The sequence below is a fragment of the Yersinia intermedia genome (genome assembly GCF_900635455.1).
Taxonomy (GTDB): domain Bacteria; phylum Pseudomonadota; class Gammaproteobacteria; order Enterobacterales; family Enterobacteriaceae; genus Yersinia; species Yersinia intermedia.
Genome location: NZ_LR134116.1, coordinates 884,928 through 909,227, shown reverse-complemented (window position 1 = coordinate 909,227; position 24,300 = coordinate 884,928). Strand labels below are relative to the sequence as shown.

Below are 24,300 nucleotides of genomic sequence, written 5' to 3'. Positions count from 1 at the left end.
AGCGCCGGTATTTTAAGCGATTAGATTAAACCAAGTATCACTATGGCTATTTTGCTTAGTAAAAAGGGTGCTACAGCACCCTTATAGATTACCGTGACCACAATAACTTATTTAACCGGGCGCATAGCCGGGAACAAGATAACGTCACGGATGGTGTGGCTGTTGGTAAACAACATCACCATACGGTCGATACCGATGCCCAAACCAGCAGTTGGCGGCAAACCATGTTCCAGCGCGGTGACGTAGTCTTCATCGTAGAACATCGCTTCATCATCGCCAGCTTCTTTAGCGCTAACCTGATCAGCAAAACGCTGAGCCTGATCTTCAGCATCATTCAACTCTGAGAAACCGTTACCAATCTCACGGCCACCGATAAAGAACTCAAAGCGGTCAGTGATAAACGGATTATCATCATTACGACGTGCCAGCGGAGAAACTTCTGCTGGATATTCAGTAATGAAAGTTGGCTGAATCAGATGGCTCTCTGCGGTCTCCTCGAAGATCTCACATTGAACGCGGCCCAGCCCCCAGCTCTTCTCAACTTTAATGCCTAATGACTCAGCAATGGCCAAAGCTTTGTCCATATCGTCCAAATCTGCCACATTGGTTTCAGGGCGATATTTGCAAATGGCTTCTTTCATGGTCAATTTGGCAAAAGGCTTACCGAAATCGAATGTCTGCTCGCCATACTGCACCACACTGCTACCCAATACGGTTTCAGTCAGAGTGCGGAACAGTTCTTCCGTCAGCACGATCAGATCTTTGTAATCCGCATACGCCATATAGAGTTCCATCATGGTGAACTCTGGGTTATGACGCGGGGAAACACCCTCATTACGGAAGTTGCGGTTGATTTCGAATACACGTTCAAAACCACCAACGACCAGGCGTTTCAGATACAGTTCTGGCGCGATGCGCAAGTACATATCGATATCCAGCGCATTGTGATGAGTCACAAACGGACGCGCTGAGGCACCACCTGGGATCACTTGCATCATAGGGGTTTCGACTTCCATGAAGCCTTTTTCCACCATGAAACTACGAATACCAGACATCACCTGCGAACGAACTTTGAACGTATGGCGAGATTCATCGTTAGCGATCAGATCCAAATAACGCTGGCGGTAACGGGTTTCCTGATCAGCCAAGCCGTGGAATTTATCCGGCAGCGGACGCAGCGCTTTAGTCAACAGGCGCAGTTCGCTACAGTGGATAGACAACTCACCGGTTTTAGTTTTAAACAGCTTGCCACGAGCACCCAGAATATCGCCCAGATCCCACTTTTTGAATTCTTCGTTATAAATGCCTTCCGGCAGATCATCGCGGGAAACGTACAACTGAATGCGGCCACCGACATCTTGCAGTGTGACGAATGATGCTTTACCCATAATACGGCGGGTCATCATACGACCAGCAACGGTGACTTCGATATTCAGTGCTTCTAACTCTTCATTCTCTTTACTCCCGTACTCAGCATGTAGCTGGTCAGAGAGGTGCTCACGACGGAAATCATTAGGGAACGCAATTCCCTTTTCCCGCAGCAAGGCCAGCTTTTCCCGACGAGCTTGTAACTCACTATTGAGTTCTGGTTCTTGCGCTTGCTCAGCGACTTGTGGTTTTTGCTCTGACATCTCAGTTCCTCATAGCCCGGCTTTCAAACTTGCTTCAATGAATTTGTCCAGATCACCATCCAGTACCGCTTGCGTGTTACGTGTTTCCACGCCGGTACGCAAATCTTTGATACGGGAATCATCCAGTACATAAGAACGGATCTGGCTACCCCAACCGATATCAGACTTATTGTCTTCCAAAACCTGCTTATCAGCATTTTTCTTTTGCATCTCAAACTCATACAGCTTCGCCTTCAACTGCTTCATCGCTTGATCTTTGTTCTTATGCTGAGAACGGTCATTCTGGCATTGAGTCACGATATTGGTTGGAAGGTGGGTAATACGTACCGCAGATTCCGTTTTGTTGACGTGCTGACCACCCGCACCGGATGCGCGGTAAACGTCAATACGCAGATCTGCCGGGTTGATTTCGATATCAATATCATCATCAACTTCTGGATAGACAAAAGCAGAACTGAAAGAGGTATGACGACGGCCACCGGAGTCAAATGGGCTTTTACGAACCAGGCGATGAACGCCAGTTTCAGTACGTAACCAGCCAAAGGCGTAATCGCCGATGATCTTAATGGTGGCTGACTTTAGGCCAGCAACATCACCATCAGATTCTTCGATGATTTCAGTTTTGAAGCCTTTTGATTCAGCCCAGCGTAGGTACATACGCAGCAGCATGCTGGCCCAGTCCTGGGCTTCTGTGCCGCCAGAACCCGCTTGTAAATCCAGGTAGCAGTTGGCGCTATCATATTCACCAGAAAACATGCGGCGGAATTCGAGCTGGCCCAGCTTGCCGTCAAGGATATCTAACTCAGCAATGGCTTCGTTAAAGGTCTCTTCATCGTCAGCTTCAATAGCCAATTCCAGCAAGCCGGAAACGTCTTCCATACCTTGATCCAATTGATCAATGGTCGAGACAATCTCTTCTAGCGCAGAACGCTCTTTACCCAGCGCTTGCGCACGCTCAGGTTCATTCCAGACGTCGGGCTGTTCCAGCTCGGCGTTTACTTCTTCCAGTCGCTCTTTCTTGGCATCATAGTCAAAGATACCCCCTGAGAATGTCTGTCCGATCAGACAGGTCCTGAATTCGATTTTTTACCGGGTTTATTTCAAACATGGTTTTGAGTCTTACGTTGAGTCGTAGATGACGGAATGTCATTATACCCGTCATACTTCAAGCTGCATGAGTGTTGGCTGTCTTCGTTCACCCGAATCATTGACTGACGTCAATCCTTCGAAATTTACTCAGTTGCCGCGTTCCTACAACTCGAATTATTTAGGGCACAGAATTGGTAATTCTAACGGATCTGTTCGGCGGTTTATAGCTCGTTGACTATATTTCCTGCTTACTTGAAATTACAGTGGCGTTAACCCGACTTATTCACCCGAATCACTGGCCTAAGCCAGCTCATCGGGTTTTATTTGAATGTTGCCTAATAAGGCCACAAATGCTGGACCAACAACTGGACACTACGATTACCGCGATATTCATTAATATCGAGTTTGTAAGCCAGCTTAACTTCACGCACGCTGCTGTCCGGCCATAAGGTGGTATCGATATTAAACGCAATACCATCGAGTAGCGGCCCGCCATTCAGCGGCTCAATCATCAGTTTTAGATGGCGTTCCCCCACCAACCGTTGCTGCAAAATACGGAATTTGCCATCAAATGTTGGCTCAGGGAAGGACTGCCCCCATGGGCCGCCATCGCGCAACAACTCCGCTGTTTCCAGCGATAGTTCGTTGCCTTTCAGTTCACCATCGGACCAAATAACGCCTTCCAATTGTGAGGCATCCATCCATTCACCGACTAAATCGGCAAAACGCTGACGGAACTCATCGAATTTATCTTGTTCCAATGATAATCCCGCCGCCATCGCATGGCCGCCAAACTTCAGCATCAACCCTGGGTTCAATGTATCCAGGCGCTCAAGCGCATCGCGCATATGTAACCCAGCTACGCTGCGGCCCGATCCCTTCAGTAACCCCTCACCCGCAGGGGCGAAAGCAATGACTGGCCGATGAAAACGTTCTTTGATGCGCGAGGCCAAAATCCCTACCACACCCTGATGCCATTCTGGATGATACATCGCAATGCCATAGGGCAATTCAGTGCTGGTACGTTCCAGTTGGTCGCACAGTTGCAACGCCTCAACCTGCATCCCCTGCTCTATCTCTCGGCGCGCTTGATTAAGGGCATCCAGATCGATTGCTAAAGCTCTGGCCTGAGCGATATCGTCAGTGAGAAGAAGTGCGACCCCAATAGACATGTCATCAAGGCGACCGGCAGCGTTAAGCCGTGGGCCAAGGGAGAAGCCCAGATCGTTGGCAGCCAATTGACGGGCATCGCGGTTGGCGACTTCCAATAGTGCGCGGACCCCTGGACGGCATTTCCCCGCACGAATTCGGCTTAATCCTTGATGGACCAGAATCCGGTTATTGGCATCCAGTGGCACCACATCAGCCACCGTCCCCAGCGCCACTAAATCCAGCAGTTCTGCCAGATTTGGCTCCGCTAAAGCACGTTGCTCAAACCACCCGCTCACACGCAAACGGGCGCGCAATGCCAACATCAGATAGAAGGTAACACCCACCCCAGCCAGTGATTTGGAGAGAAAATCACAACCAACCAGGTTCGGATTAATGATAGCTTCAGCCGCTGGCAAGGTTTCACCCGGCAGATGGTGATCGGTAACCAGTACCTGAATGCCCAAGGTATGGGCCAAATCCACCCCGGCATGAGAAGAAATGCCGTTATCGACCGTGACAATCAATTCCGCACCACGGGCAGCGACCTGTTCAACCACTTCCGGGCTAAGCCCGTAGCCATCGTCAAAGCGATTGGGCACCAGGTAATCAACATTACTGCCACCCATGCTGCGCAAAGCCAGTACTGCCAATGCAGTGCTGGTGGCACCGTCGGCATCAAAATCGCCGACAATCACGATACGCCGTTTGTCAGCCAGCGCTTGCTGTAACAGGGTAACCCCTGCGTCAATGCCATCGAGTTGCTGCCAGGGCAATAGACCTTTCACGCCCCGTTCCAGTTCTGTCGCAGTTTTAACCCCACGACTGGCATAGAGACGGCGCAGTAACGGGTGCAATTGCGCGGGTAAATGGCTGTCATCCGCCGCCTCACGACGACGAAGTTGAGTTTTGAGTGTCACGGGTGATTAACCCGCCGCTTTTAAGGAAGCCTGATGCTTATTCAGCATTGCCAACATCTCTTTCGGCTCCAGATACCCCGGAACGATAGTGCCATTTTGCAGCACAATTGCAGGCGTGCCCTGAATACCAAACTGTACGCCGAGCTGGTAATGCTTGCTAATGTCTGTTTTACAAGTAGCTGGTGATACCTCAGTGCCTTTCATTGCATCATCGAAAGCTTTATTACGATCAGCCATACACCAGATGGATCGCATATCTTTTTCTGCCTGAGAGCTTAAGCCCTGACGTGGGAACGCCAGATAACGCACGGTAATGCCCAGCGCGTTATAGTCTTTCATCTGCTCATGCAACTTATGGCAGTACCCACAGGTGATATCGGTAAACACCGTAACAACATGTTTTTCCTGTGGTGCTTTATACACAATCATTTCACTGCTCAATGCTTCAAGCTTTTTCACCAGCATCTGATTGGTTATATTAACGGGCTGGCTACCGCTCACATCATACAGCGGGCCTTGCAACAGATGTTTACCGTCGGCCGAGATATAAAGCACCCCGCTTTCGGTCATCACCGTGCTCAAACCTGGGATCGGCGAAGGTTGGACATCAGCTTGCTGAATATCTAATTTTTTTAGCGTCTGCTGGATAGCGGCATCATCTGCGTTAACCGGGCCGGCGAATGCGGCGATTAACACCGGCAGTAACAATAAACTTTTTCTCATTTATGAATCCTATCTCTTTCCACGCAACATCGTTTTTCTTCAAAACAATCATGCGCGTGGATGATGCTGTTGATGTAGCTGTTTCAAACGTTCCGTAGCTACATGGGTATAAATCTGGGTTGTCGACAAATCACTGTGGCCCAGTAACATTTGTACCACACGCAGGTCTGCACCGTGATTCAGTAGGTGCGTGGCAAAAGCGTGCCGCAAAACATGGGGTGAAAGCCGTTCACTATCGATACCTGCAAGGATCGCATAGTGTTTGATGCGATGCCAGAAAGTCTGTCGGGTCATTTGTTGGCTACGATTGCTAGGGAACAGCACATCTAGCGATTGACCATTAATCAACCATGGACGCCCGTGCTCCATGTAGTTTTCAATCCAGTACACCGCTTCTTCGCCCAATGGCACCAGCCGCTCTTTATTTCCTTTACCAATGACCCGCACCACCCCCTGACGCAAGCTAACATCACTGATGGTCAACCCGACCAGTTCAGAGACTCGCAAGCCGGTGGCATAGAGCACTTCCAGCATGGCTTTATCGCGCAATTCTAGCGGGATATCAACATTGGGTGAGTTGAGCAACCTATCAACCTGCGCTTCACTTAAATCTTTAGGCAAGCGCTGCGGCAGTTTAGGTGATGAGAGCAGTGCTGTTGGGTCATCTTCACGCAGCTTTTCGCGGTATAAATATTGGAACAGGCGACGCATCGCACTGAGTAAGCGTGCCGAACTGGTGGCTTTATAGCCGCCTTCAATGCGCTCAGCAAGGAAGGATTGTAAGTCCTGCGAACCTGCACGCAATAAATCACTGCCGTGATGTTCTAACCATCCGGTTAAAGCATGTAAATCCAGACGGTATGACGCCAGTGTATTCTCGGCCAGGTTTCTTTCCAGCCATAAGGCATCAAGAAACTGTTCAATCAGCGGGTTATTTTGCTGCTGCATTACTGTTTCTCTCTTTGATTGAACTCAAGCGCCATTATGCCTGATGACGAGACAAATCTGGTACACTCGATGCTATTCCTTATTAGTAATGCTATGGCTATACATCATGAAGATTGGTCTCTTTTACGGCTCCAGCACCTGCTATACCGAAATGGTAGCAGAAAAAATCCGCGATATTCTTGGCGAAGATTTGGTTGATTTGCACAACCTGAAGGATGCCAGCCCCCAACTGATGGAAGCCTACTCCATCCTGATTTTAGGCATCCCTACCTGGGATTTCGGCGAGTTACAGGAAGATTGGGAAGCCATCTGGCCACAGTTAACGCAGCTTAATCTGAAGGGGAAGATTGTCGCCATGTATGGTATGGGCGATCAATTCGGATATAGCGAATGGTTCCTGGATGCTCTTGGTATGTTGCACGATCATATCGCCCCACTGGGCGTGAAGTTTATCGGTTTTTGGCCGACAGAAGGGTTTGAATTTACTAGCCCAAAACCACTCAGCGCCGATGGTAAACACTTTGTTGGTTTAGCATTGGACGAAGTGAATCAATACGACTTGAGCGAAGAGCGCATCGAACAGTGGTGTGATCAAATTCTCTTAGAGATGGACGCACTGCTGTAGTCAGCCAAACGGGCACTTGATGTGCCCGCTTCTGTATCCCTTGCGTTATATCAATCCCATAAGCGGAACGCGTCGGTATTGCTCCCCCCTACTGCTACCGGTTTATCCACTGTCTTATCGGTATTGGTCTCGCTCGATTTCTGCCCAGTTAATAGCTGCGGGTTAGCCACTTGATACCAGTCTAAACGCCGTGTTAGTACCATCACCGCGGCCAGAATAATAAACAGCAACCCTGCGCCAAGTAACAATGCATTGTCTTCCGATTGCAGTAAGCCAAACAAAACCCCATACAACAGCAATAAACCACCAGCAAACAACCCACCGCGCAGCCACCCGCCCAGCACCGCACTCAGGTAGATAGCGATCAACAAGCTACAACTCAAGCTGGCGATAGTGTAAGCCAGCGTGAAACCAAGGTGTTCAGAGAACGCCAGTAACATTAGGTAGAACAGCACCAGAGCCGCCCCCACCAATAGATATTGAATCGGATGCACACGCAGTGAGGTCAGGCTTTCGAACAGGAAGAAGCTGAAGAAAGTGAGACCAATAAACAGAATGGCATACTTAATGGCTCGTTCGGTTAATTGGTAGTGATCGACCGGTTCAATCAAGCTGGTGCTAAAAGCGGGTAAAGCATTGAAATCGACATGTGGGTCATCACTCGCAAAGTTGATATTTATGTTGTTAGCCAGCCAGTTAGTGCTCCAGTGGGCACGAAAGCCTTTTTCGTCCACCTTGCGCTGCAACGGTAAAAACTCGCCGACAAAATTAGGATGCGGCCAATTGCTTTGCAAGGTTAACTCACTGCTACGCCCGATAGGAACTACCGACAGGCTATTGGTGCCAGTCAGCGTCAGTGTAAAACTAATATCAAATTTTTTCTGTTGAAGCTGCGCCAATGATAGCTCGGCATGCACACCGTTCGCAGTCCGCCCCAGGAAAGCACCGGGTTCGAAGTTGATTTTTTGGCTGCCCATCGTGAGTGGCGAAATTTGCTGTATACCCCGCGAATCGCTCAGCGCCACCACCAGTGACGGTCTGCCGATAGTGACGCCGTCATGTATCAAGTCGTCCAATGCAGTAGCGTCAAATTGCGCGTTGAAATTAAGCGCCCCTTGATAGACTTGCGCTTTATAAATACCCAATCGCCGCACATCAACATCTGGCGCACCGCTAACAGTCATGACCTCTGGCAGTATGTAGCGGCTACGATTAATCCGCTCTCTCTTTTTCTTGCCATCAACTTCGCTTTCTACCCATTCGCTGTAAGGCACCACAATTAGCGGACCAAGGATCTTCTGCGATCGGCTGGTGCTGTCACTGACTTTATCGATAACACTTTGCCGATAACCACTGCGTTCAGAGATAACGTTCAGTAACATCTCTTTCGGGATCATCATCAATAGAATTAAGCCCAGCAATGTGGCTATTTTCCAAAATAGTACGGACTTGAACATGACTTGCGCTCCTTTTAAGGTCAGGGGAGCAGCTTAAGTCAGTGAAGTGAAAGCAGAATGAGGCTATGTGAAGTGAACGTGAAGTCAGCCAATCATGCTGCCTCCAGCGGTAGCGCTAAATAGGCACTAACCCCTTGTGGCAAGCGGTTTTCCAGCGAAATCCGCCCACGATGAATAGCGGCAACCTCGCGCACAAAATTCAGCCCCAACCCGGTACTTTTCGGGCTATCGGCCCTTGGCAGCGAATAAAAACGATCGAAAATCTTCTCTTGAGCGTAATCGGGAATACCGCTGCCATTATCTTCAACCGTTATCAGATACTCCCCCTCATGCCGCTCGCCACTAAGTATCACGGCCCCGCCCAAAGGCGTGAAATCCAGTGCATTATCAATCAGATTGGTCAGCGCCTGGCTGAGTAATAACCCATCCCCGGTTAATATTGCGCTATCGGCGCGTTTCAGTTGCAGGCAAATACCGCGGCGGACAGCCTGTGCCTCTTTCGCACTGAAGGTTTGTTTAAGTATGTGACTGATATCCAATGGAGAAAACTGTAAATCGACCCGACTTTCGAGCCGCGCCTGCACCAACATTTTATCTACCAGTTGCCGGATGCGTGCACTTTGCTGCTCAATATTAACAATAAACCGCTGTGCCGTGGCTGGCGGGGGCGACTCACGTAACAGTTCAGCCGCACCGGTAATGGCCGCCAATGGGCTTTTCAGCTCATGAGTCATGGTGTGAACATATTGTTCAATGTAGGCTTTGCCATCCAATTTAAGACGCATACTCTCCAGTGCGCGGGCCAAATCATGCAACTCGCTACTGCCCATCGCTGGCAGCGCCACAACCTGCCCCTCGGCAACCCGCTCAGCGTAATCTACCAATTTGCCGATAGAGCGGTTTATCCACCATACGAAGCCCAAGCCAATCAACAGGGCAATACCGAGCAAGACCCCACCAGCCAACAAGATCTTACGCTCACTGCGTTTGATAACGGGTGCCATGGAAATATTGGGTTTACCCACACTGAGCACCCCGATGATTTTGTTTTCAGCCATGACCGGTGCTGCTACATACATGACCGAACTTTGTTCATCTGCGGGGTTGGTACGGGTGCTGCGAGCACCATATTCACCGCGTAGCGTCAGCCAGACATCATTCCAGCGCGAATAATCTTGCCCTACCGCTTTACCGGATGAATCAAAAACCACCCGTCCGTCGGCATCCGTCAAATAAACGCGATATTCGTTACGATCCTTGCGAATACCTTCAATATTGGCACCTATTGGCCGCAAATTTAGCGAAGCAAACGCTTGTGCCAATTGACCACTGGCAACGTTATCCAGCAGCATATCTTGCCGGGCAAACTGAGCCAGTAGTGTGGCGGTATCCACTAATGTGCCCTCGGTGGCACGCCGGACGCCAGGTTTCACTTCTTGTACGAAAATACGAATGACAAAATAACCGGCAATGGCCACGATCAGAAAGTAACCTAGCAGTAAGCGCACGCCGATTTTCATCGCTGATCCTTCATAGCTCGCAGCTCATCATCGGTAACTCAAGCTATAGCCCAACCCACGATGAGTGCGAATGGGTGACTCCTCATCGTAAGCCATGCGCAATTTTGAACGCAGGGTTTTAATGTGGGTATCGACAGTGCGGTCTTGGCTCTCTTCTGCCTGTGCCCAAACAATATCCATCAGTTGCTGACGTGAAAATATGCGCTCTGGGGCCAGTAATAAGGTTTTCAGTAACAGATATTCATAGCGGGTGAGCCAGAGAGGCTGCTGATGATAGGTCACCCGTGCGCCGGCCTCATCCAGAGTGAAATCACCGAATTGATGCACAGCAGCAGAGGCAGCCAGAATGTGTGATTTTTGTAAGCGCCGCAATACCGTGCGCACGCGGGCACTCACTTCACGGGGCGAGAAAGGTTTAGCAATATAATCATCGGCACCAATTTCCAGCCCGACAATGCGATCCAGCTCTTCACTACGGGCGGTAAGAAATACCACCGGCAGCGCGGGTTCCCGCGCCAATAGGCGGCGGCACAGGTCAAAACCATTGATATCAGGCAAGCCAACATCCACTATCGCTAAGGCGGGCGGGCCATCAGCCAATGCTGCCAGCGCCGGTTCCCCCCGGTCAAACCACCGGAGGGTAAAACCTTCGCTTTCCAAGGTATAAATCAGCGTATCAGCGATACTCGGCTCATCCTCTACCAGCCAGATTAAAGGTTTCATTGATTCATACCTTTATCTGAGCCAAATGAATGCCGCAATAGCAGACATAATTGCCGCCACTCATCTTCTGACATACTGTCGGCGGCCAGCCACAACCGCTTACGGGCTGAACGGCTGCTCGACTGCTGTAGATTTAATAACACGCCATAACGGGTAATCCATGGCTGTTTGACCACGATCCATTCGAGCCTTTTCCATAGAACCAGGTTACCGGGTTTCAGCCGGATCTCGCCTTGACAGGACGTAATATTTTTCTGGCTGCGGATACACTCAAACACTACCAGCGTCAGCAATACCAACCACAGTGCGGTATACCCCTGGGGCCAGGGTGCAACCAAGGTGAGTATGACCAAAACACCATGAGACAATAAAGAGAAGAGTTGAGTGTGCCAGGATACCCGCAAGTCACATCGCCACTGGGCCACGGGCTTTATTTCGTGTTTGAATCAGTTTGACCATCTGGCGCAGTTCGCTGTCCTGCGGCTCCCCGTGATTCATCAGCCAATTGAATAAGTCTGGGTCATCACACTCAAGTAAGCGAATAAATGCCTGCTTCTCGTTATCACTCAAGCCATCATACTCATGTTCAAAAAACGGCATGATAGAGATATCAAGTTCACGCATACCACGACGGCACGCCCAGTGAATACGGGCTTTATTATCGATTTCCATGTCCTGATTGACTCCTCAGTGAAGGATATTATCCAAATCCGGCAACCAATAAGTGCCTGACTCGGTGAGTGACTAGAGTAACAATTTGATACACCCAACGGGAAGATTATCACCGTTGAATTGTAAGCTTAAGATGCTAAATGCTCAGCAAGTGCTGTTTTTTCAAACACCTTCAGTATTCTGCCGCAGAATCTGTGGCTATTGTACCTCAGATGGCAGTTAATTTAGATATTGGATAATAATGACCAATCCATGGAATAACTGCTTGCAAAGCTACCCCGCTATTTTACCATTGGAGCATAAGCTCACAGCACCGCCTTGGCTGGTGCTATTCATTGGCAGATACTTTTCATTTGCAGGTAAGCATGGCACATAACACTCCGTTCTCTGCACAACCACCGGTCGCCTCTTCCGGGCTGCCATTAACACTCATTTCGCTCGATGACTGGGCACTCGTTACCTTAACTGGCGCTGATCGGGTGAAATATCTGCAAGGGCAAGTTACTGCAGATATCGATGCTCTGCCCGCTGACCAGCATGTCCTTTGCGCCCATTGTGATGCTAAAGGGAAGATGTGGAGCAACCTGCGGCTATTTTATCGTGGCGAGGGGCTGGCATTTATTGAGCGCCGCAGCCTGCTGGATAACCAGTTAAGCGAACTCAAGAAATATGCCGTGTTCTCTAAAGTGACGATTGCTGCACAGCCTGACGCCGTTCTGTTAGGCATTGCAGGGGCACAGGCTAAAGCTGCGTTGGCTGAGGTTTTTGCCGAATTACCGAGTGCTGAGCATCCGGTTACCCAGCAAGGTAATAGCACACTGTTGCATTTCTCACTCCCCGCCGAGCGTTTTCTACTGGTAACTGATGCCGAGCAAGCCCAGCAACTGGTGGCAACACTGGCTGACCGCGCGCAGTTTAACAACAGCAAACAGTGGCTGGCGCTGGATATCGAAGCAGGTTTACCAATTATTGATACTGACAGCAGCGCGCAGTTTATTCCACAAGCCACTAATATTCAGGCGCTGAATGGCATTAGCTTCAGTAAAGGTTGTTACACCGGGCAGGAGATGGTAGCCAGAGCCAAATACCGAGGAGCCAATAAGCGCGCGCTGTACTGGTTAGCGGGTGCTGCCAGCCGTGTACCGGCAGCCGGTGAAGATTTAGAGTGGCAATTAGGTGAAAATTGGCGTCGTACCGGTTCCGTATTAGCCGCGATTCAACTCAGTGATGGCACTGTGTGGGTGCAGGCGGTGTTGAACAACGATCTGGCAGCAGACAGTGTGCTACGGGTGCGCGATGATGTTGGTAGTGTGCTGACTATTCAACCGTTGCCCTACTCATTGACTGAAGAAAAGTAGCATTATTCGAACCAGAGGCCGGTTATCCGGCCTCAATTTATGCATGCGGCTAAAGCATCAAACGTACAAATAGATCGCCATAAAGTGGCAGACACTGCCACCCAACACAAAACCATGCCAAATAGCATGACCGAAGCGGATACGTTTAGAGGCATAGAAAACCACCCCCAAAGTGTAAAGCAAGCCGCCAATAGTCAGTAATGCCAACCCGCCAATTTCAAGTTTCACCGCCAACTGATAAATCACAATCAGTGATAACCAGCCCATCGTCAGGTAAGTCACAAGCGATAGCACTTCAAACCGATGTGCGAAAGCCAGCTTAAATATCACCCCGAATAGCGCCAACCCCCAAATGACCGCCATTAACCCTCTGGCCAGAGGCGAATCCAATCCCACCAGCAGAAAGGGGGTGTAAGTGCCAGCAATCAAAATATAAATGGCACAGTGGTCAAACTTCTGTAGCCAGAGCTTCGCTTTACGGTGTGGCACGGCGTGATACAGTGTTGATGCCAGAAAAAGCAAAATGATACTGCCGCCATACAAGCTATAGCTGGTTAGCGCTTTGGTATCAGCACCACTGTCTACTGCCTGCACCAAAAGCAACACCAGCCCGATGATCCCAAAAACAACACCAATACCATGGCTAATGCTGTTAGCTATCTCTTCTGCCCATGGATAGGCCGGCGGCGTTGCGGCTGGTGACAACATCGAGGGAGCCGCAGAGGTAGGTGGAGTAACTGTAGCAGAGGGTGTAACTGATTTATTATTCAATACTTATTATCCTGAATATTAGCTGTTGTATGGCCAAAGACATTGGCGTTGCAGTCAGGCTGCAAGGTAATCAATCCCGATGAGCGGTACGGTGGGTAGCCAATTGCGCAAATATACTGTACTCAGGTTAACTGAGAATGATTCCAGTGTACACGTGTAAGCTTAAATATTCTGTCAATACATGTAACTCGCCATGTCTATCGCCAGATGAAGCAAAAAGAACAGAGTAAAGGCGGATAATCAGGTAACGTATTACCGGTTTATTTTTATCTGATGTGAGGGTTGTTTGTTATGTCACTAGCACTGCCGGTTCTGGATTTTGGCCCCCTGACAGAGACTGTCCAGTTTCTGATGGAAGTTGATAAGCTAAAAGATATACAGCGCCGCACCAAAGTGATTACCAGCTTACGGCAGGAAAACTCCGCTGAGCACAGTTGGCATTTTGCGGTGGCGGCGATGAGTCTGGCCCCCTATGCAGGCCCGGATGTTGATATCAACCGTGTAATTCAAATGGCACTGCTACACGATATTGTTGAAATAGATGCCGGTGATGTCATCGTTTATGATTTGGCCGCCAGAGCCGCCATTCATGAACAAGAAGTGGCTGCGGCTAAACGGTTATTCGGTATGCTTCCCCCCGCTTTAAACGCGCAATTTACCGCACTGTGGGACGAGTATGAAGCAGAAGAAACCGCTGATGCGTGCTTTGCGACCATGCTGGACCGCATTTTGCCAATGCTGATTAACCTGCATACCGAGGGGCAAAGCTGGATAGAAAATGGTATTCGTCTGCAACAAGTGCTGGATCGCAACCAACGGGTCGCTGAGCGCTATCCTCAGATCTGGCAATATTTACTGCCCCAGTTACAGGCCGCGCAGCAAAAGGGCTGGTTGAAATAATCATGTTGAAGTCCATGCGGTTAGGCCAGCTATCTCAATCGACTGGCAAACCGCATCTGTTTTATTTTCCGCCAGCCAGGTCCAATACACTGCCCGTGACATAAGAGGCACAGTCTGATAGCAACCAAACAATCGCCTCAGCAACTTCATGTGGGTGACCACCACGCTTCATGGGTAACAAACTTTGGATCCGATCAACCCGCCCCGGTTCACCACCACTGGCATGGATATCGGTATAGATAACACCTGGCCGTACCCCGTTAACCCTAATCCCCTCAGCCGCCACCTCCAGCGATAATCCGATGGTCAGCGTATCAATAGCCCCTTTGGAGGCCGCATAATCTAAATACTCCCCCGGCGCACCAAGGCGGGCCGCGGCAGAAGAAACATTAACAATTGCCCCACCATGACCACCATGGCGCAGAGCCATGCGTTTAACAGCTTCGCGGCTGCACAAGAAATACCCGGTCACATTGGTCGCTAGCACTCGGTTAATACGTTCGGCGGTCAAGCCTTCAATACTGGTTTGTGGGAACAGAATACCGGCATTATTCACTAATGCACTGATTGGCCCCAGTTGCGCTTCAACTTGTTCAAACAGCGCCACAACCTGTGATTCATCAGCAATATCCGCCTGTAACGCAATCGCCAACCCTCCCGCAGCCGCTATCTCCGCCACTACCTGCCGTGCGGCTTGCTGGTCATTGATATAATTGACCGCCACCCGATAGCCATGTTTTGCCAACAGCAATGCGGTCGCACGACCAATTCCCCGGCTGCCGCCTGTCACTAATGCAACTTTCTTATTCATATCCCTGCTCCCTGTGCTGCGATGAAGAGTTCCCAAACTAGCATGCCAATACTGGCGAGATAATCAACATAGCAAAAGGGCCGCATACGCGACCCTCAGATTCATGCACAACTTATCTCTATTTTAAATTACTCATAATCAGCAATTGGAACACATGAGCAGAACAGATTACGGTCGCCATACACATCATCCAAACGTTTTACCGCAGGCCAATATTTGTTTTCCATCACACCTGCAACCGGGAACACAGCCAGCTCACGGCTGTAAGGGTGCTGCCAGTCCCCCACCAGCTCCGCCTGAGTATGAGGCGCATTCACCAGCGGGTTATCTTCCAGCGGCCATTCGCCTTGGGCTACTTTGTCAATCTCGCTACGAATAGCTAACATCGCATCGATAAAGCGGTCCAGCTCCACTTTGCTTTCTGATTCTGTCGGCTCCACCATCAGTGTTCCGGCAACCGGGAATGACATGGTTGGCGCATGAAAACCGAAATCAATCAGTCGTTTAGCGATATCCATTTCACTGATACCGGTCGCCTCTTTCAGCGGACGAATATCCAGAATACACTCATGTGCCACACGGCCATCGTGGCCGGTATACAACACCGGATAGGCGGCTTTCAGACGGGTAGCGATATAGTTGGCATTCAAAATGGCCACCTGACTGGCTTGCTTCAAGCCATCAGCGCCCATCATGCGGATATACATCCAACTGATAGGTAAGATCGATGCACTACCAAATGGCGCGGCTGAAACTGCACCTTGCTGAGTGGTCATGCCGTCAATTTGCACCACACTGTGTCCGGGTACAAAAGGTGCCAAATGGGCTTTGACGCCAATTGGCCCCATGCCTGGACCGCCACCGCCATGTGGGATACAGAAGGTTTTGTGCAAGTTAAGATGCGATACATCGGCACCGATATAACCCGGCGTAGTGATGCCAACCTGCGCATTCATGTTCGCGCCATCCAGATAAACTTGCCCACCAAACTGATGAACGATTTGGCAAACTTCACGGATGGTTTCTTCATACACGCCGTGGGTTGATGGGTAAGTCACCATAATGCAAGACAACTCATCACCCGCTTCTTCTGCCTTCTGGCGCAAGTCATGTAAGTCGATATTGCCTTGCTTATCACAGGCTACCACCACCACCGACATACCGGCCATTTGTGCCGAAGCTGGGTTAGTGCCGTGGGCTGAGCTTGGGATCAGGCAGATATGACGATTCGCCTGATTACGGCTTTCGTGGTAACGGCGGATAGCCAGCAAACCGGCATACTCTCCCTGCGCACCTGAGTTTGGTTGCATACACACCGCGTCATAGCCAGTCAGTTGCACCAACCATTGTGACAGTTGACCAATCATCTGCTGATAACCAGCCGCTTGCTCTGGCGGGCAGAATGGGTGTAACTCAGCGAATTCCGGCCAGGTAATCGGGATCATCTCGGCGGCAGCGTTCAACTTCATGGTACAAGAACCCAACGGGATCATCGCCTGATTCAGCGCTAAATCTTTGCGCTCTAAACGATGCATATAACGCATCATTTCGGTTTCGCTGTGGTAACGATTGAATACCGGATGGGTCAGAATCGGCTCTTGGCGCAGCATCGTAGCTTGTATCGACTGGCTGCTCTGGCTGACTTTAGCATCAAGCTGGTCAATATCCAGGCCATGGCTATCACCGACTAACAGGGCAAACAGGGTCTGAATATCGTCGCGGGAGGTGGTTTCATCCAGCGTGATACCCACAGCGCCATGAATATCAGTGCGCAGGTTAATACCAAAACTTAATGCACGAGCCAATACCGTAGCTTTGTCTTTGACTTCAACTGTCAGGGTATCGAACCAGTGCTGGAAACGAAGGTTCAGACCTGCTTGTTGCAAACCCGCAGCCAGAATATCGGCCATACGGTGAATGCGGCCAGCGATACGCTGCAAGCCCTGTGGGCCATGATAAACCGCATACAGGCTGGCAATATTGGCCAGTAGTACCTGTGAAGTACAGATGTTGGAGTTAGCTTTCTCGCGGCGAATATGTTGCTCACGGGTCTGCATCGCCATACGCAATGCAGTATTACCGGCAGCGTCGCGTGATACCCCGATAATGCGGCCCGGCATCGAGCGTTTAAATTCGTCACGGCAGGCAAAGAATGCAGCATGTGGGCCGCCATAACCCATCGGCACACCAAAGCGCTGGGCGGAGCCAAATACCACATCGGCACCTTGTTTACCCGGCGCAGTCAACAGCACCAGCGCCATAATATCGGCAGCCACGCTGGTAATGATTTTACGTTTTTTCAGTTCAGACAGCAGCGCGCTGTAGTCATGCAGTTCACCGGTGGTGCCTACTTGTTGCAGCAACACACCAAAAACACCATCCAGCTCCAGCACTTTTTCAGCGCGGTCGACAATCACTTCAAAACCAAAAGTTTCAGCGCGAGTTCGCACCACATCCAGCGTTTGCGGATGAACATCATCAGCCACAAAGAAGCGATTAGCGTCCTTCAGCTTACTGGCTCGCTTAGCCAATGCCATCGATTCTGCTGCGGCAGTAGCCTCATCCAGCAAAGAGGCAGAAGCCAGATCCAACCCCGTCAGGTCTTGTGTCAATTGCTGGAAATTCAACAGCGCCTCAAGACGGCCCTGAGAAACTTCTGGCTGATAAGGCGTGTAGGCGGTGTACCAGCCTGGGTTCTCCAGCATATTACGCAAGATAACCGGCGGGGTCAGTACCGGGCTGTAGCCCATGCCAATGTAGGATTTATAGCACTGATTCTGGCTGGCAATCCCTTTAAGTTCCGCCAGCGCCTGGTGTTCAGTGGCAGCATCACCCACTTGTGGCGGGCTTGGCAATTGGATATCTGCCGGAACAATCTGCTGGATCAATGTACTTAACGAGTTGGCACCAATGGCGGCCAACATCTGTTGCTGTTGTTCAGCAGAGGAGCCAATGTGGCGCTGAATAAAAGCATCGTTATGTTCAAGCTGGCTGAGATTCTGAGTCATTTGCTACACATTCCTGAATAGGGCATGGGACGGGAGATATTTGAGATTAACCGCGCCTTGGAGAGGTTTTAGAAATACGCACAAAGCCGAACTAAGGGGAAACACGTCGTTCGGGTCGTAGTGGCGTAAGCCACCGGAGCGCCCGTAGACGTGGTCAACCCTTAGCTCATTGCACTTCACTCACCTCAGGCTTTTTCTCATTTATTCTTCAATGGTCGCCAGATACGCCTCGGCATCTAGCAAACCGGCCAGCTCACCTTCATCAGAGGCTTTGATGCTGAACAGCCAACCATCGGTATAAGGTGCGCTGTTGACCAGCTCTGGTGAGCTTTCCAGCTCTGTATTAACCGCAACAATTTCGCCGCTGATCGGTGCATAAATGTCGGAAGCCGCTTTAACTGATTCGGCAACAGCACAATCACTGCCTGCTGAAACTTCACTGCCCACTTCAGGCAAATCAACAAACACCATATCGCCCAGTAACTCTTGCGCATGCTCAGTGATACCGATGCTATAGATGCCATCACCATCGGCACGAACCCACTCATGAGATGACGCATATTTTAACTCTGCTGGTACATTGCTCATTGCTGCTCCTTAAAAGAGATAGAACCAAAAGTTTAGGCTCTTATAATTCGGAATACTTACAGCGCAACCGGTTTACCCGCCCGCACAAAACCAGGTTTTGTGACCCGCACCGGCATTTCACGATTGCGGATTTGTACCACCGCACTCTCACCAATCCCCGCAGGCACACGAGCCAGCGCAATGCTGAAACCCAATGTTGGCGAGAATGAACCACTGGTTATTACACCGACATGTGAGTGACCCAACGCATCAGAAAAATGCACAGGTAACTCATTACGTAATACGCCTTTTTCCGTCATGATCAAACCGACCAGTTGCTCAGTTCCGCTCGCACGTTGTTTTTCCAGCGCTTCACGGCCGATAAACTGACGGTCTTCCGGCAACCAGGCGACTGTCCAGCCCATATTGGCGGCTAACGGAGAAACACCTTCATCCATTTCCTGGCCGTAAAGGTTCATACCCGCTTCCAGACGCAAAGTATCACGCGCACCAAGGCCCGCTGGTTTCACCCCAGCGGCGAGCAGTTGCTGCCAAAATTCAACAACTTGCTCTTTTGGCAGTGCGATTTCATACCCTGATTCACCGGTATAGCCGGTAGTCGCGATAAAGAAATCACCCGTTTGAATACCAAAGAATGGCTTCATACCCGCAACCGCTTGCTGCTGTTCAGGGGTCAGTAAAGTAGCCACTTTCTGTTGAGCCGTTGGGCCTTGTACCGCCACCAGAGCAAGATCGTCACGCACCGTCACTTCAACTTGATAAGGTTCGGCATGCTGGATTATCCAGGCCAGATCTTTGTCACGGGTAGCGGAATTAACCACTAAGCGGAAATAGTCTTCTTGCAGGAAATAGACAATCAAGTCATCGATAACACCGCCGGACGCATTCAGCATCCCGGTGTAAAGGGCTTTGCCCGGTTGGGTTAGTTTGGCAACATCGTTGGCTAACAGGTAACGCAGGAACTCACGGGTACGGGCACCGTGCAGATCAACGATAGTCATATGAGAGACATCGAACATACCGGCATCTTGACGCACGATATGGTGCTCGTCGATTTGGGAACCATAATGCAATGGCATCATCCAGCCATGAAAATCTACCATGCGCGCACCGCACGCTACGTGCTGATCATACAGCGGGGTCTGCTTAGCCATCTACTCTCCCTCAATATACCCTTCGCACTTGAAGCCGTAGGGGCGTTGGCTACGTTCATTCACCCGAATCACCTACTGGTGTAAGCTCATCGGGAATTCATTCGCTTGCCGCCTACCTACAACTCCAATTGCTTTGGCTATAACATGTCATGAGTGTTTTATACCGGCTTCATCCCCCCTAATAAACAGGCATGAATACCGTTACGCAAACGATACCTTTTGCCCAACGTTATCACCGAACTCATCAGGTAACCATAAGCTAAAATAGGCAATAGCACGCCCTAAGAGGACAAAATGCAGGGGTATTGTGCAGAGTTTTCCACTGAAAAAATGCGCACAGAGGCACATTATTAACAATTAATCAGTAAAAATTGCGATGTTATATAACTAAATAACCAAAACCCTGTCAGTTTCAACTTTTCAGGCTTTGGTTATTAGTGAGAAAAACTAATGCGAAAATAGGGCTGAAATTAGATTATTTCAACTGAGAGGGGCTGGTGACTCACAAGGCTACTCATCTAGCCAATCAGGTAAATCATGTAATCCCATCGCCTGCCGCACTAACGGTGGTTTTGCTCCCGGCAAGTTATCAGCCAGCGTTAATCCGATATCACGCAGGAGCTTTTTGGCCGGATTACTGCCCGCAAACAGGGAACGGAAACCCTGCATACTGGCAAGCATCACCGCAGCACTGTGCTTGCGGCGACGTTCATAGCGCCGCAGATAGAGATGCTGACCGATATCTTTGCCTTGGCGCTGTAAACGGCGCAGCTCAGAAACCAACTCCGCGGCATCCATAAAGCCCAGATTGACGCCCTGCCCGGCCAACGGATGCACAGTATGAGCAGCATCCCCCACCAGCGCCAACCGGTGTGCCGCGAAGCTACGCGCATAGCGCCCTGTCAGCGGGAAGGTCTGCCGCTCACTCTCAAGTTGGCATTGCCCCAAACGCATATCAAACGCCATACCCAGTTCGCGGTTGAATTGCTCAGCGGGTAGTGCAGCTAACTCGGCAGCACGCTCAGGAGGAAGTGACCAGACTATCGAACTCAAGTGTGGAGAGCTAAACGGCAGGAAAGCCAGAATACCGTCACCATGAAATACCTGACGCGCCGTTGCCTGATGTGCTTCTTCCGTGCGGATGGTCGCTACCAATGCATGATGCGCGTAATCCCAAAAGGTCAGCGGGATATCCGCATGCTGGCGCAACCATGAGTTAGCGCCATCAGCTCCAACCACCAGCCGCGCACTGAGCATACGGCCATCAGTCAGCGTGATAAAAGCTTCGCTTTCACCCCATGCCACCTGTTTGAGGCTGGCCGGTGCCAACAGCGTAACTTCAGCTAATTGGCTGGCACGCTGCCATAACGCCTGCTGAATCACCCGGTTCTCAATGATATGACCGAGATGGCTAAAGCCATATTCATCAGCATGAAACGCTATTTTGCCAAAACTGTCTTGGTCCCACACTTCCATGCCGCCATAAGGACTGGCCCGTAGCGCCAAAATGCTGCCCCACACCCCTATTTTTTGTAGTAAGCGCTCACTGGCGGCATTGATCGCCGAGACGCGTAGCGCCAACTCATCAGTCAACGGTGCGGTGAGAGGCTCCGGTGCAGGCTGATGCTCCAGAATAGCAATGCGCAAACCACTGCCCTGTAAGCCACAGGCCAGCGCCAGACCGACCATTCCGCCACCGGCGATAACCACGTCATATGATTGCATGCCAATATATTCCCATTAAATACTAACGTTCTACCCATCCCAATGTCTGCCGGGCGAAAGTATCACGTATTGCAGGCATCTGCTCCATCGCCATCAGTGCAAGGTTACGCCCAACCACCAGTGGCCCATAGCGATTGGCAAACAGACGAATTAAACCATCAGTTACACCAATAGTCGCCTGTTGGTCCCCTTGCCGCCGCTGCTGATATTGACTGAGCACCGCATAATCACCGGGATCTCCCCCCGCCTGAGCAATGGTTTCAGCCAGCGACATCACATCGCGCAGCCCTAGATTGAAACCCTGCCCGGCAATGGGATGCAGTGTTTGCGCCGCATTACCCACTAATGCCAGACGGTGGCTGATATGGCGCGAAGCCGTCAATAATTGCAGCGGGTAGCTGTGGCGCTTACCCGCATGAAGAATTTTACCCAACCGCCAACCAAAAGCTTGCTGCAATTGCGCCACAAAGCGGGCGTCATCCCAACTATCGACCTGCTGCTTTTCGTGTTTAGCATGGCACCAGACCAGCGAGCTACGCCCTTCGGACATCGGTAATAATGCCAGCGGCCCGTTACGGGTAAAACGCTCAAAGGCTCGGCCTGCCGGTAACTCGGAGGTGGTCACATTAGCAATCACTGCGATCTGTTGATAATCCTGTTGCTGCCACTGAATATTACAAGCTCGCGCCAGTGCCGAATGAGATCCATCCGCAGCAACTAGCAGCTTTGCACTCAATTGCTGGCCGTTATCCAACGTCACACTGGCTGATGCAGCAGTACGAACCACATCAACCACTGTAGCCGGGCAGTGCAACGTCACTCCCGGCGCGTTCTGCAATAAGGTAAACAACCTTTTACCGGCGTCATGTAACTCAATAACATTGCCCAGTGCCGGGACACCATAATCGGCGGCGCATAAGTTAACAAAGCCCGAATGACCGCTATCACTAACATGAACATGTTCAATGGCGGTGGCGCAATCAGCCAGATGCGCCCAGATACCAATACGCTCCAGTTGCTGGCAGGTGCCTTGTGCCAAGGCAATTGCTCTGGCATCAAACCCCGGATGCTGTTTGCTATCAGGACGTTGTGCCTCAACCAAAGCAACCGGCACCCGCCCTTTGGTGAGGGATGAAATAGCCAGCGCCAGAGTTGCTCCGGCCATACCACCACCAACAATGATTACGCTCATCAGTTATCTCGCTGCCGCCATCAGGGCTTCAATGGCATCAGGATCTTTCACCACACTGGCGGTCAGATTCTCATTGCCGTCAGCGGTAATCACAATGTCATCTTCGATACGAATACCAATACCACGGTATTTTGGTGGCACATCAGCATCTGGTGCGATATAGAGACCCGGTTCAATGGTCAACACCATACCCGGTTCCAAAATGCGGCCACGGTCACTGTTGGTGTAATCACCGACATCATGCACATCCAACCCTAACCAGTGGCTTAGACCGTGCATAAAGAAGGGGCGATGCGCTTTTTCTGCGATCAATTGCTCGATATCACCGTTCAGAATGCCCAAATCAACCAGACCCGTAATCATGATCCGCGCCACCTGCTCGGTGACGTCGCGAATGCTGGTACCAGGGCGGAACAATTCTAATGATTTATTAATCGAGGCCAGAACGATGTCATAAATCTCGCGTTGCGCTGGCGTGAATTTGCCGTTAACCGGGAAAGTGCGGGTGATATCACCGGCATAGCCACGGTATTCACAACCTGCATCAATCAGCACTAACTCACCATCCCGCAATTCACTCTCATTTTCGGTGTAATGCAGAATACAGCCATTTTCACCCCCGCCAACGATAGTGTTATATGCCGGGTAACGCGCGCCATGGCGGGTGAACTCATGCAGAATTTCCCCTTCCAACTGATACTCAAACATGCCTGGACGGCATTTTTCCATCGCGCGAGTATGGGCCAGTGCACTGATTTCACCAGCACGGCGCATCACGGCAATTTCTTCTTCTGACTTAAACAGGCGCATTTCATGCAACCATGGACGCCAGTCAGTTAGCGTGGCAGGCGCACGCAGATTTTTACGAAAACCGTTGCGTAATCTTTCCAGCGCGGTGAAAACAATTTTATCTGCATAAGCATATTGCCCCTGCGCGTGATAAATCACATCAAGGCGATTGAGCAGCAAATAGAGGTGTTCGTCGATTTCATCGAAAGGTAATGCGCGGTCAACGCCCAACTTGAGGGGGGCTGCATCTTGCCCTAAACGGCGGCCAAACCAGATCTCGGCAGTTAAGTCCCGCACCCGGTTAAACAACACGCTGTGGTTATGGTTCTCATCGCTTTTTACCAGAATCAACACCGCTTCCGGCTCATTGAATCCCGTCAGGTAGCTAAAATCGCTATTCTGACGATAAGGGTATTCAGAATCTGCACTGCGTGTGGCCTCCGGTGCGGCGAAAAACAGTGCTGCACTGCCTGGGGCCATCTTCGCCAACAGCGCCTGACGGCGGTTCTGGTATTCTTGCTGAGTCATCACACCCTCCTGGAACGTC

Annotated in this window: 21 protein-coding genes; 3 read left to right on the top strand and 18 right to left on the bottom strand. The window is 50.5% G+C overall.

Translation table 11 applies throughout. From position 1 onward, the window contains the following. Positions 1–107: 107 nt before the first annotated feature. The 5 genes from lysS to xerD all read right to left on the bottom strand — a co-directional run bounded on the left by lysS (position 108) and on the right by xerD (position 6,460). Positions 108–1,631, bottom strand: coding sequence for a lysine--tRNA ligase (gene lysS, locus EL015_RS04195; protein ID WP_005185985.1), 1,524 nt, complete (start codon positions 1,629–1,631; stop codon positions 108–110). Positions 1,632–1,640: 9 nt separating this feature from the next. Further along, positions 1,641–2,739, bottom strand: a protein-coding gene (gene prfB, locus EL015_RS04190) for a peptide chain release factor 2 (RefSeq protein ID WP_105165864.1) whose coding sequence is annotated in 2 segments (ribosomal slippage) — positions 1,641–2,663 and positions 2,665–2,739 — 1,098 coding nt in all. Because the reading frame shifts where the segments join, the coding sequence is not laid out codon by codon here. A 316-nt stretch (positions 2,740–3,055) separates the two neighbouring features. Beyond that, positions 3,056–4,789 carry a single-stranded-DNA-specific exonuclease RecJ gene (gene recJ / locus EL015_RS04185; protein ID WP_005185987.1) on the bottom strand — a complete coding sequence of 578 codons (1,734 nt, stop codon included), beginning with the start codon at positions 4,787–4,789 and terminating at the stop codon, positions 3,056–3,058. A 6-nt stretch (positions 4,790–4,795) separates the two neighbouring features. Next, positions 4,796–5,512 carry a bifunctional protein-disulfide isomerase/oxidoreductase DsbC gene (dsbC, locus tag EL015_RS04180; protein ID WP_005185988.1) on the bottom strand — a complete coding sequence of 239 codons (717 nt, stop codon included), beginning with the start codon at positions 5,510–5,512 and terminating at the stop codon, positions 4,796–4,798. A gap of 48 nt (positions 5,513–5,560) precedes the next feature. Next, positions 5,561–6,460 carry a site-specific tyrosine recombinase XerD gene (gene xerD, locus EL015_RS04175; RefSeq protein WP_005185989.1) on the bottom strand — a complete coding sequence of 300 codons (900 nt, stop codon included), beginning with the start codon at positions 6,458–6,460 and terminating at the stop codon, positions 5,561–5,563. Positions 6,461–6,566: 106 nt separating this feature from the next. On the opposite strand from xerD, the gene fldB reads away from it, so the two are divergent. Beyond that, positions 6,567–7,085, top strand: a complete 519-nt coding sequence (gene fldB / locus EL015_RS04170; protein WP_005185992.1) for a flavodoxin FldB — start codon at positions 6,567–6,569, stop codon at positions 7,083–7,085. A 50-nt stretch (positions 7,086–7,135) separates the two neighbouring features. Here the strand turns inward: fldB and creD are convergent, their stop codons facing one another. From creD to sdhE, 5 genes are all read right to left on the bottom strand, one after another. Then, entirely contained in the window at positions 7,136–8,542 is a 1,407-nt protein-coding gene (creD, locus tag EL015_RS04165; RefSeq protein ID WP_005185995.1) for a cell envelope integrity protein CreD, read from the bottom strand. Between the two features lie 92 nt (positions 8,543–8,634). Then, a complete protein-coding gene (gene creC, locus EL015_RS04160) occupies positions 8,635–10,062 on the bottom strand; it encodes a two-component system sensor histidine kinase CreC (protein WP_032906548.1) in 1,428 nt (475 codons plus the stop codon). A 27-nt stretch (positions 10,063–10,089) separates the two neighbouring features. After that, positions 10,090–10,785, bottom strand: a complete 696-nt coding sequence (creB, locus tag EL015_RS04155) for a two-component system response regulator CreB (protein WP_032908003.1) — start codon at positions 10,783–10,785, stop codon at positions 10,090–10,092. Beyond that, positions 10,782–11,210, bottom strand: coding sequence for a protein YgfX (locus EL015_RS04150; protein WP_032908006.1), 429 nt, complete (start codon positions 11,208–11,210; stop codon positions 10,782–10,784). Before EL015_RS04150 ends, creB begins: the two co-directional genes overlap by 4 nt. Then, positions 11,191–11,457: an FAD assembly factor SdhE gene (gene sdhE / locus EL015_RS04145; protein WP_005193092.1), complete on the bottom strand. Its 267-nt coding sequence runs from the start codon at positions 11,455–11,457 to the stop codon at positions 11,191–11,193. Before sdhE ends, EL015_RS04150 begins: the two co-directional genes overlap by 20 nt. Before the next feature lie 365 nt (positions 11,458–11,822). On the opposite strand from sdhE, the gene ygfZ reads away from it, so the two are divergent. Continuing rightward, the gene (gene ygfZ / locus EL015_RS04140; protein WP_005193095.1) at positions 11,823–12,815 is read left to right on the top strand and encodes a tRNA-modifying protein YgfZ; all 993 of its coding nucleotides are present in this window, start codon (positions 11,823–11,825) and stop codon (positions 12,813–12,815) included. A gap of 57 nt (positions 12,816–12,872) precedes the next feature. Here the strand turns inward: ygfZ and trhA are convergent, their stop codons facing one another. Beyond that, positions 12,873–13,586 carry a PAQR family membrane homeostasis protein TrhA gene (trhA, locus tag EL015_RS04135; protein ID WP_371112947.1) on the bottom strand — a complete coding sequence of 238 codons (714 nt, stop codon included), beginning with the start codon at positions 13,584–13,586 and terminating at the stop codon, positions 12,873–12,875. Positions 13,587–13,877: 291 nt separating this feature from the next. On the opposite strand from trhA, the gene EL015_RS04130 reads away from it, so the two are divergent. Next, the gene (locus EL015_RS04130) at positions 13,878–14,486 is read left to right on the top strand and encodes an HD domain-containing protein (protein WP_005193102.1); all 609 of its coding nucleotides are present in this window, start codon (positions 13,878–13,880) and stop codon (positions 14,484–14,486) included. 61 nt (positions 14,487–14,547) lie between these two features. On the opposite strand, the gene EL015_RS04125 is transcribed toward EL015_RS04130, so the two are convergent. The 7 genes from EL015_RS04125 to pepP all read right to left on the bottom strand — a co-directional run bounded on the left by EL015_RS04125 (position 14,548) and on the right by pepP (position 24,281). Further along, on the bottom strand, positions 14,548–15,297 hold the full coding sequence (locus EL015_RS04125) for an SDR family oxidoreductase (RefSeq protein ID WP_005193105.1): 750 nt from the start codon (positions 15,295–15,297) through the stop codon (positions 14,548–14,550). 128 nt (positions 15,298–15,425) lie between these two features. Next, on the bottom strand, positions 15,426–18,305 hold the full coding sequence (gene gcvP / locus EL015_RS04120) for an aminomethyl-transferring glycine dehydrogenase (RefSeq protein ID WP_005193108.1): 2,880 nt from the start codon (positions 18,303–18,305) through the stop codon (positions 15,426–15,428). Positions 18,306–18,506: 201 nt separating this feature from the next. After that, a complete protein-coding gene (gene gcvH, locus EL015_RS04115) occupies positions 18,507–18,893 on the bottom strand; it encodes a glycine cleavage system protein GcvH (RefSeq protein WP_005193111.1) in 387 nt (128 codons plus the stop codon). A 56-nt stretch (positions 18,894–18,949) separates the two neighbouring features. After that, a complete protein-coding gene (gene gcvT, locus EL015_RS04110) occupies positions 18,950–20,047 on the bottom strand; it encodes a glycine cleavage system aminomethyltransferase GcvT (protein ID WP_032908007.1) in 1,098 nt (365 codons plus the stop codon). 510 nt (positions 20,048–20,557) lie between these two features. Beyond that, complete coding sequence (gene ubiI / locus EL015_RS04105; protein WP_005193120.1) at positions 20,558–21,772, bottom strand: FAD-dependent 2-octaprenylphenol hydroxylase; 1,215 nt, start codon at positions 21,770–21,772, stop codon at positions 20,558–20,560. 22 nt (positions 21,773–21,794) lie between these two features. Next, a complete protein-coding gene (gene ubiH, locus EL015_RS04100; protein ID WP_005193122.1) occupies positions 21,795–22,964 on the bottom strand; it encodes a 2-octaprenyl-6-methoxyphenyl hydroxylase in 1,170 nt (389 codons plus the stop codon). A 3-nt stretch (positions 22,965–22,967) separates the two neighbouring features. Next, complete coding sequence (gene pepP / locus EL015_RS04095) at positions 22,968–24,281, bottom strand: Xaa-Pro aminopeptidase (protein WP_005193125.1); 1,314 nt, start codon at positions 24,279–24,281, stop codon at positions 22,968–22,970. Between the last annotated feature and the right edge of the window lie 19 nt (positions 24,282–24,300).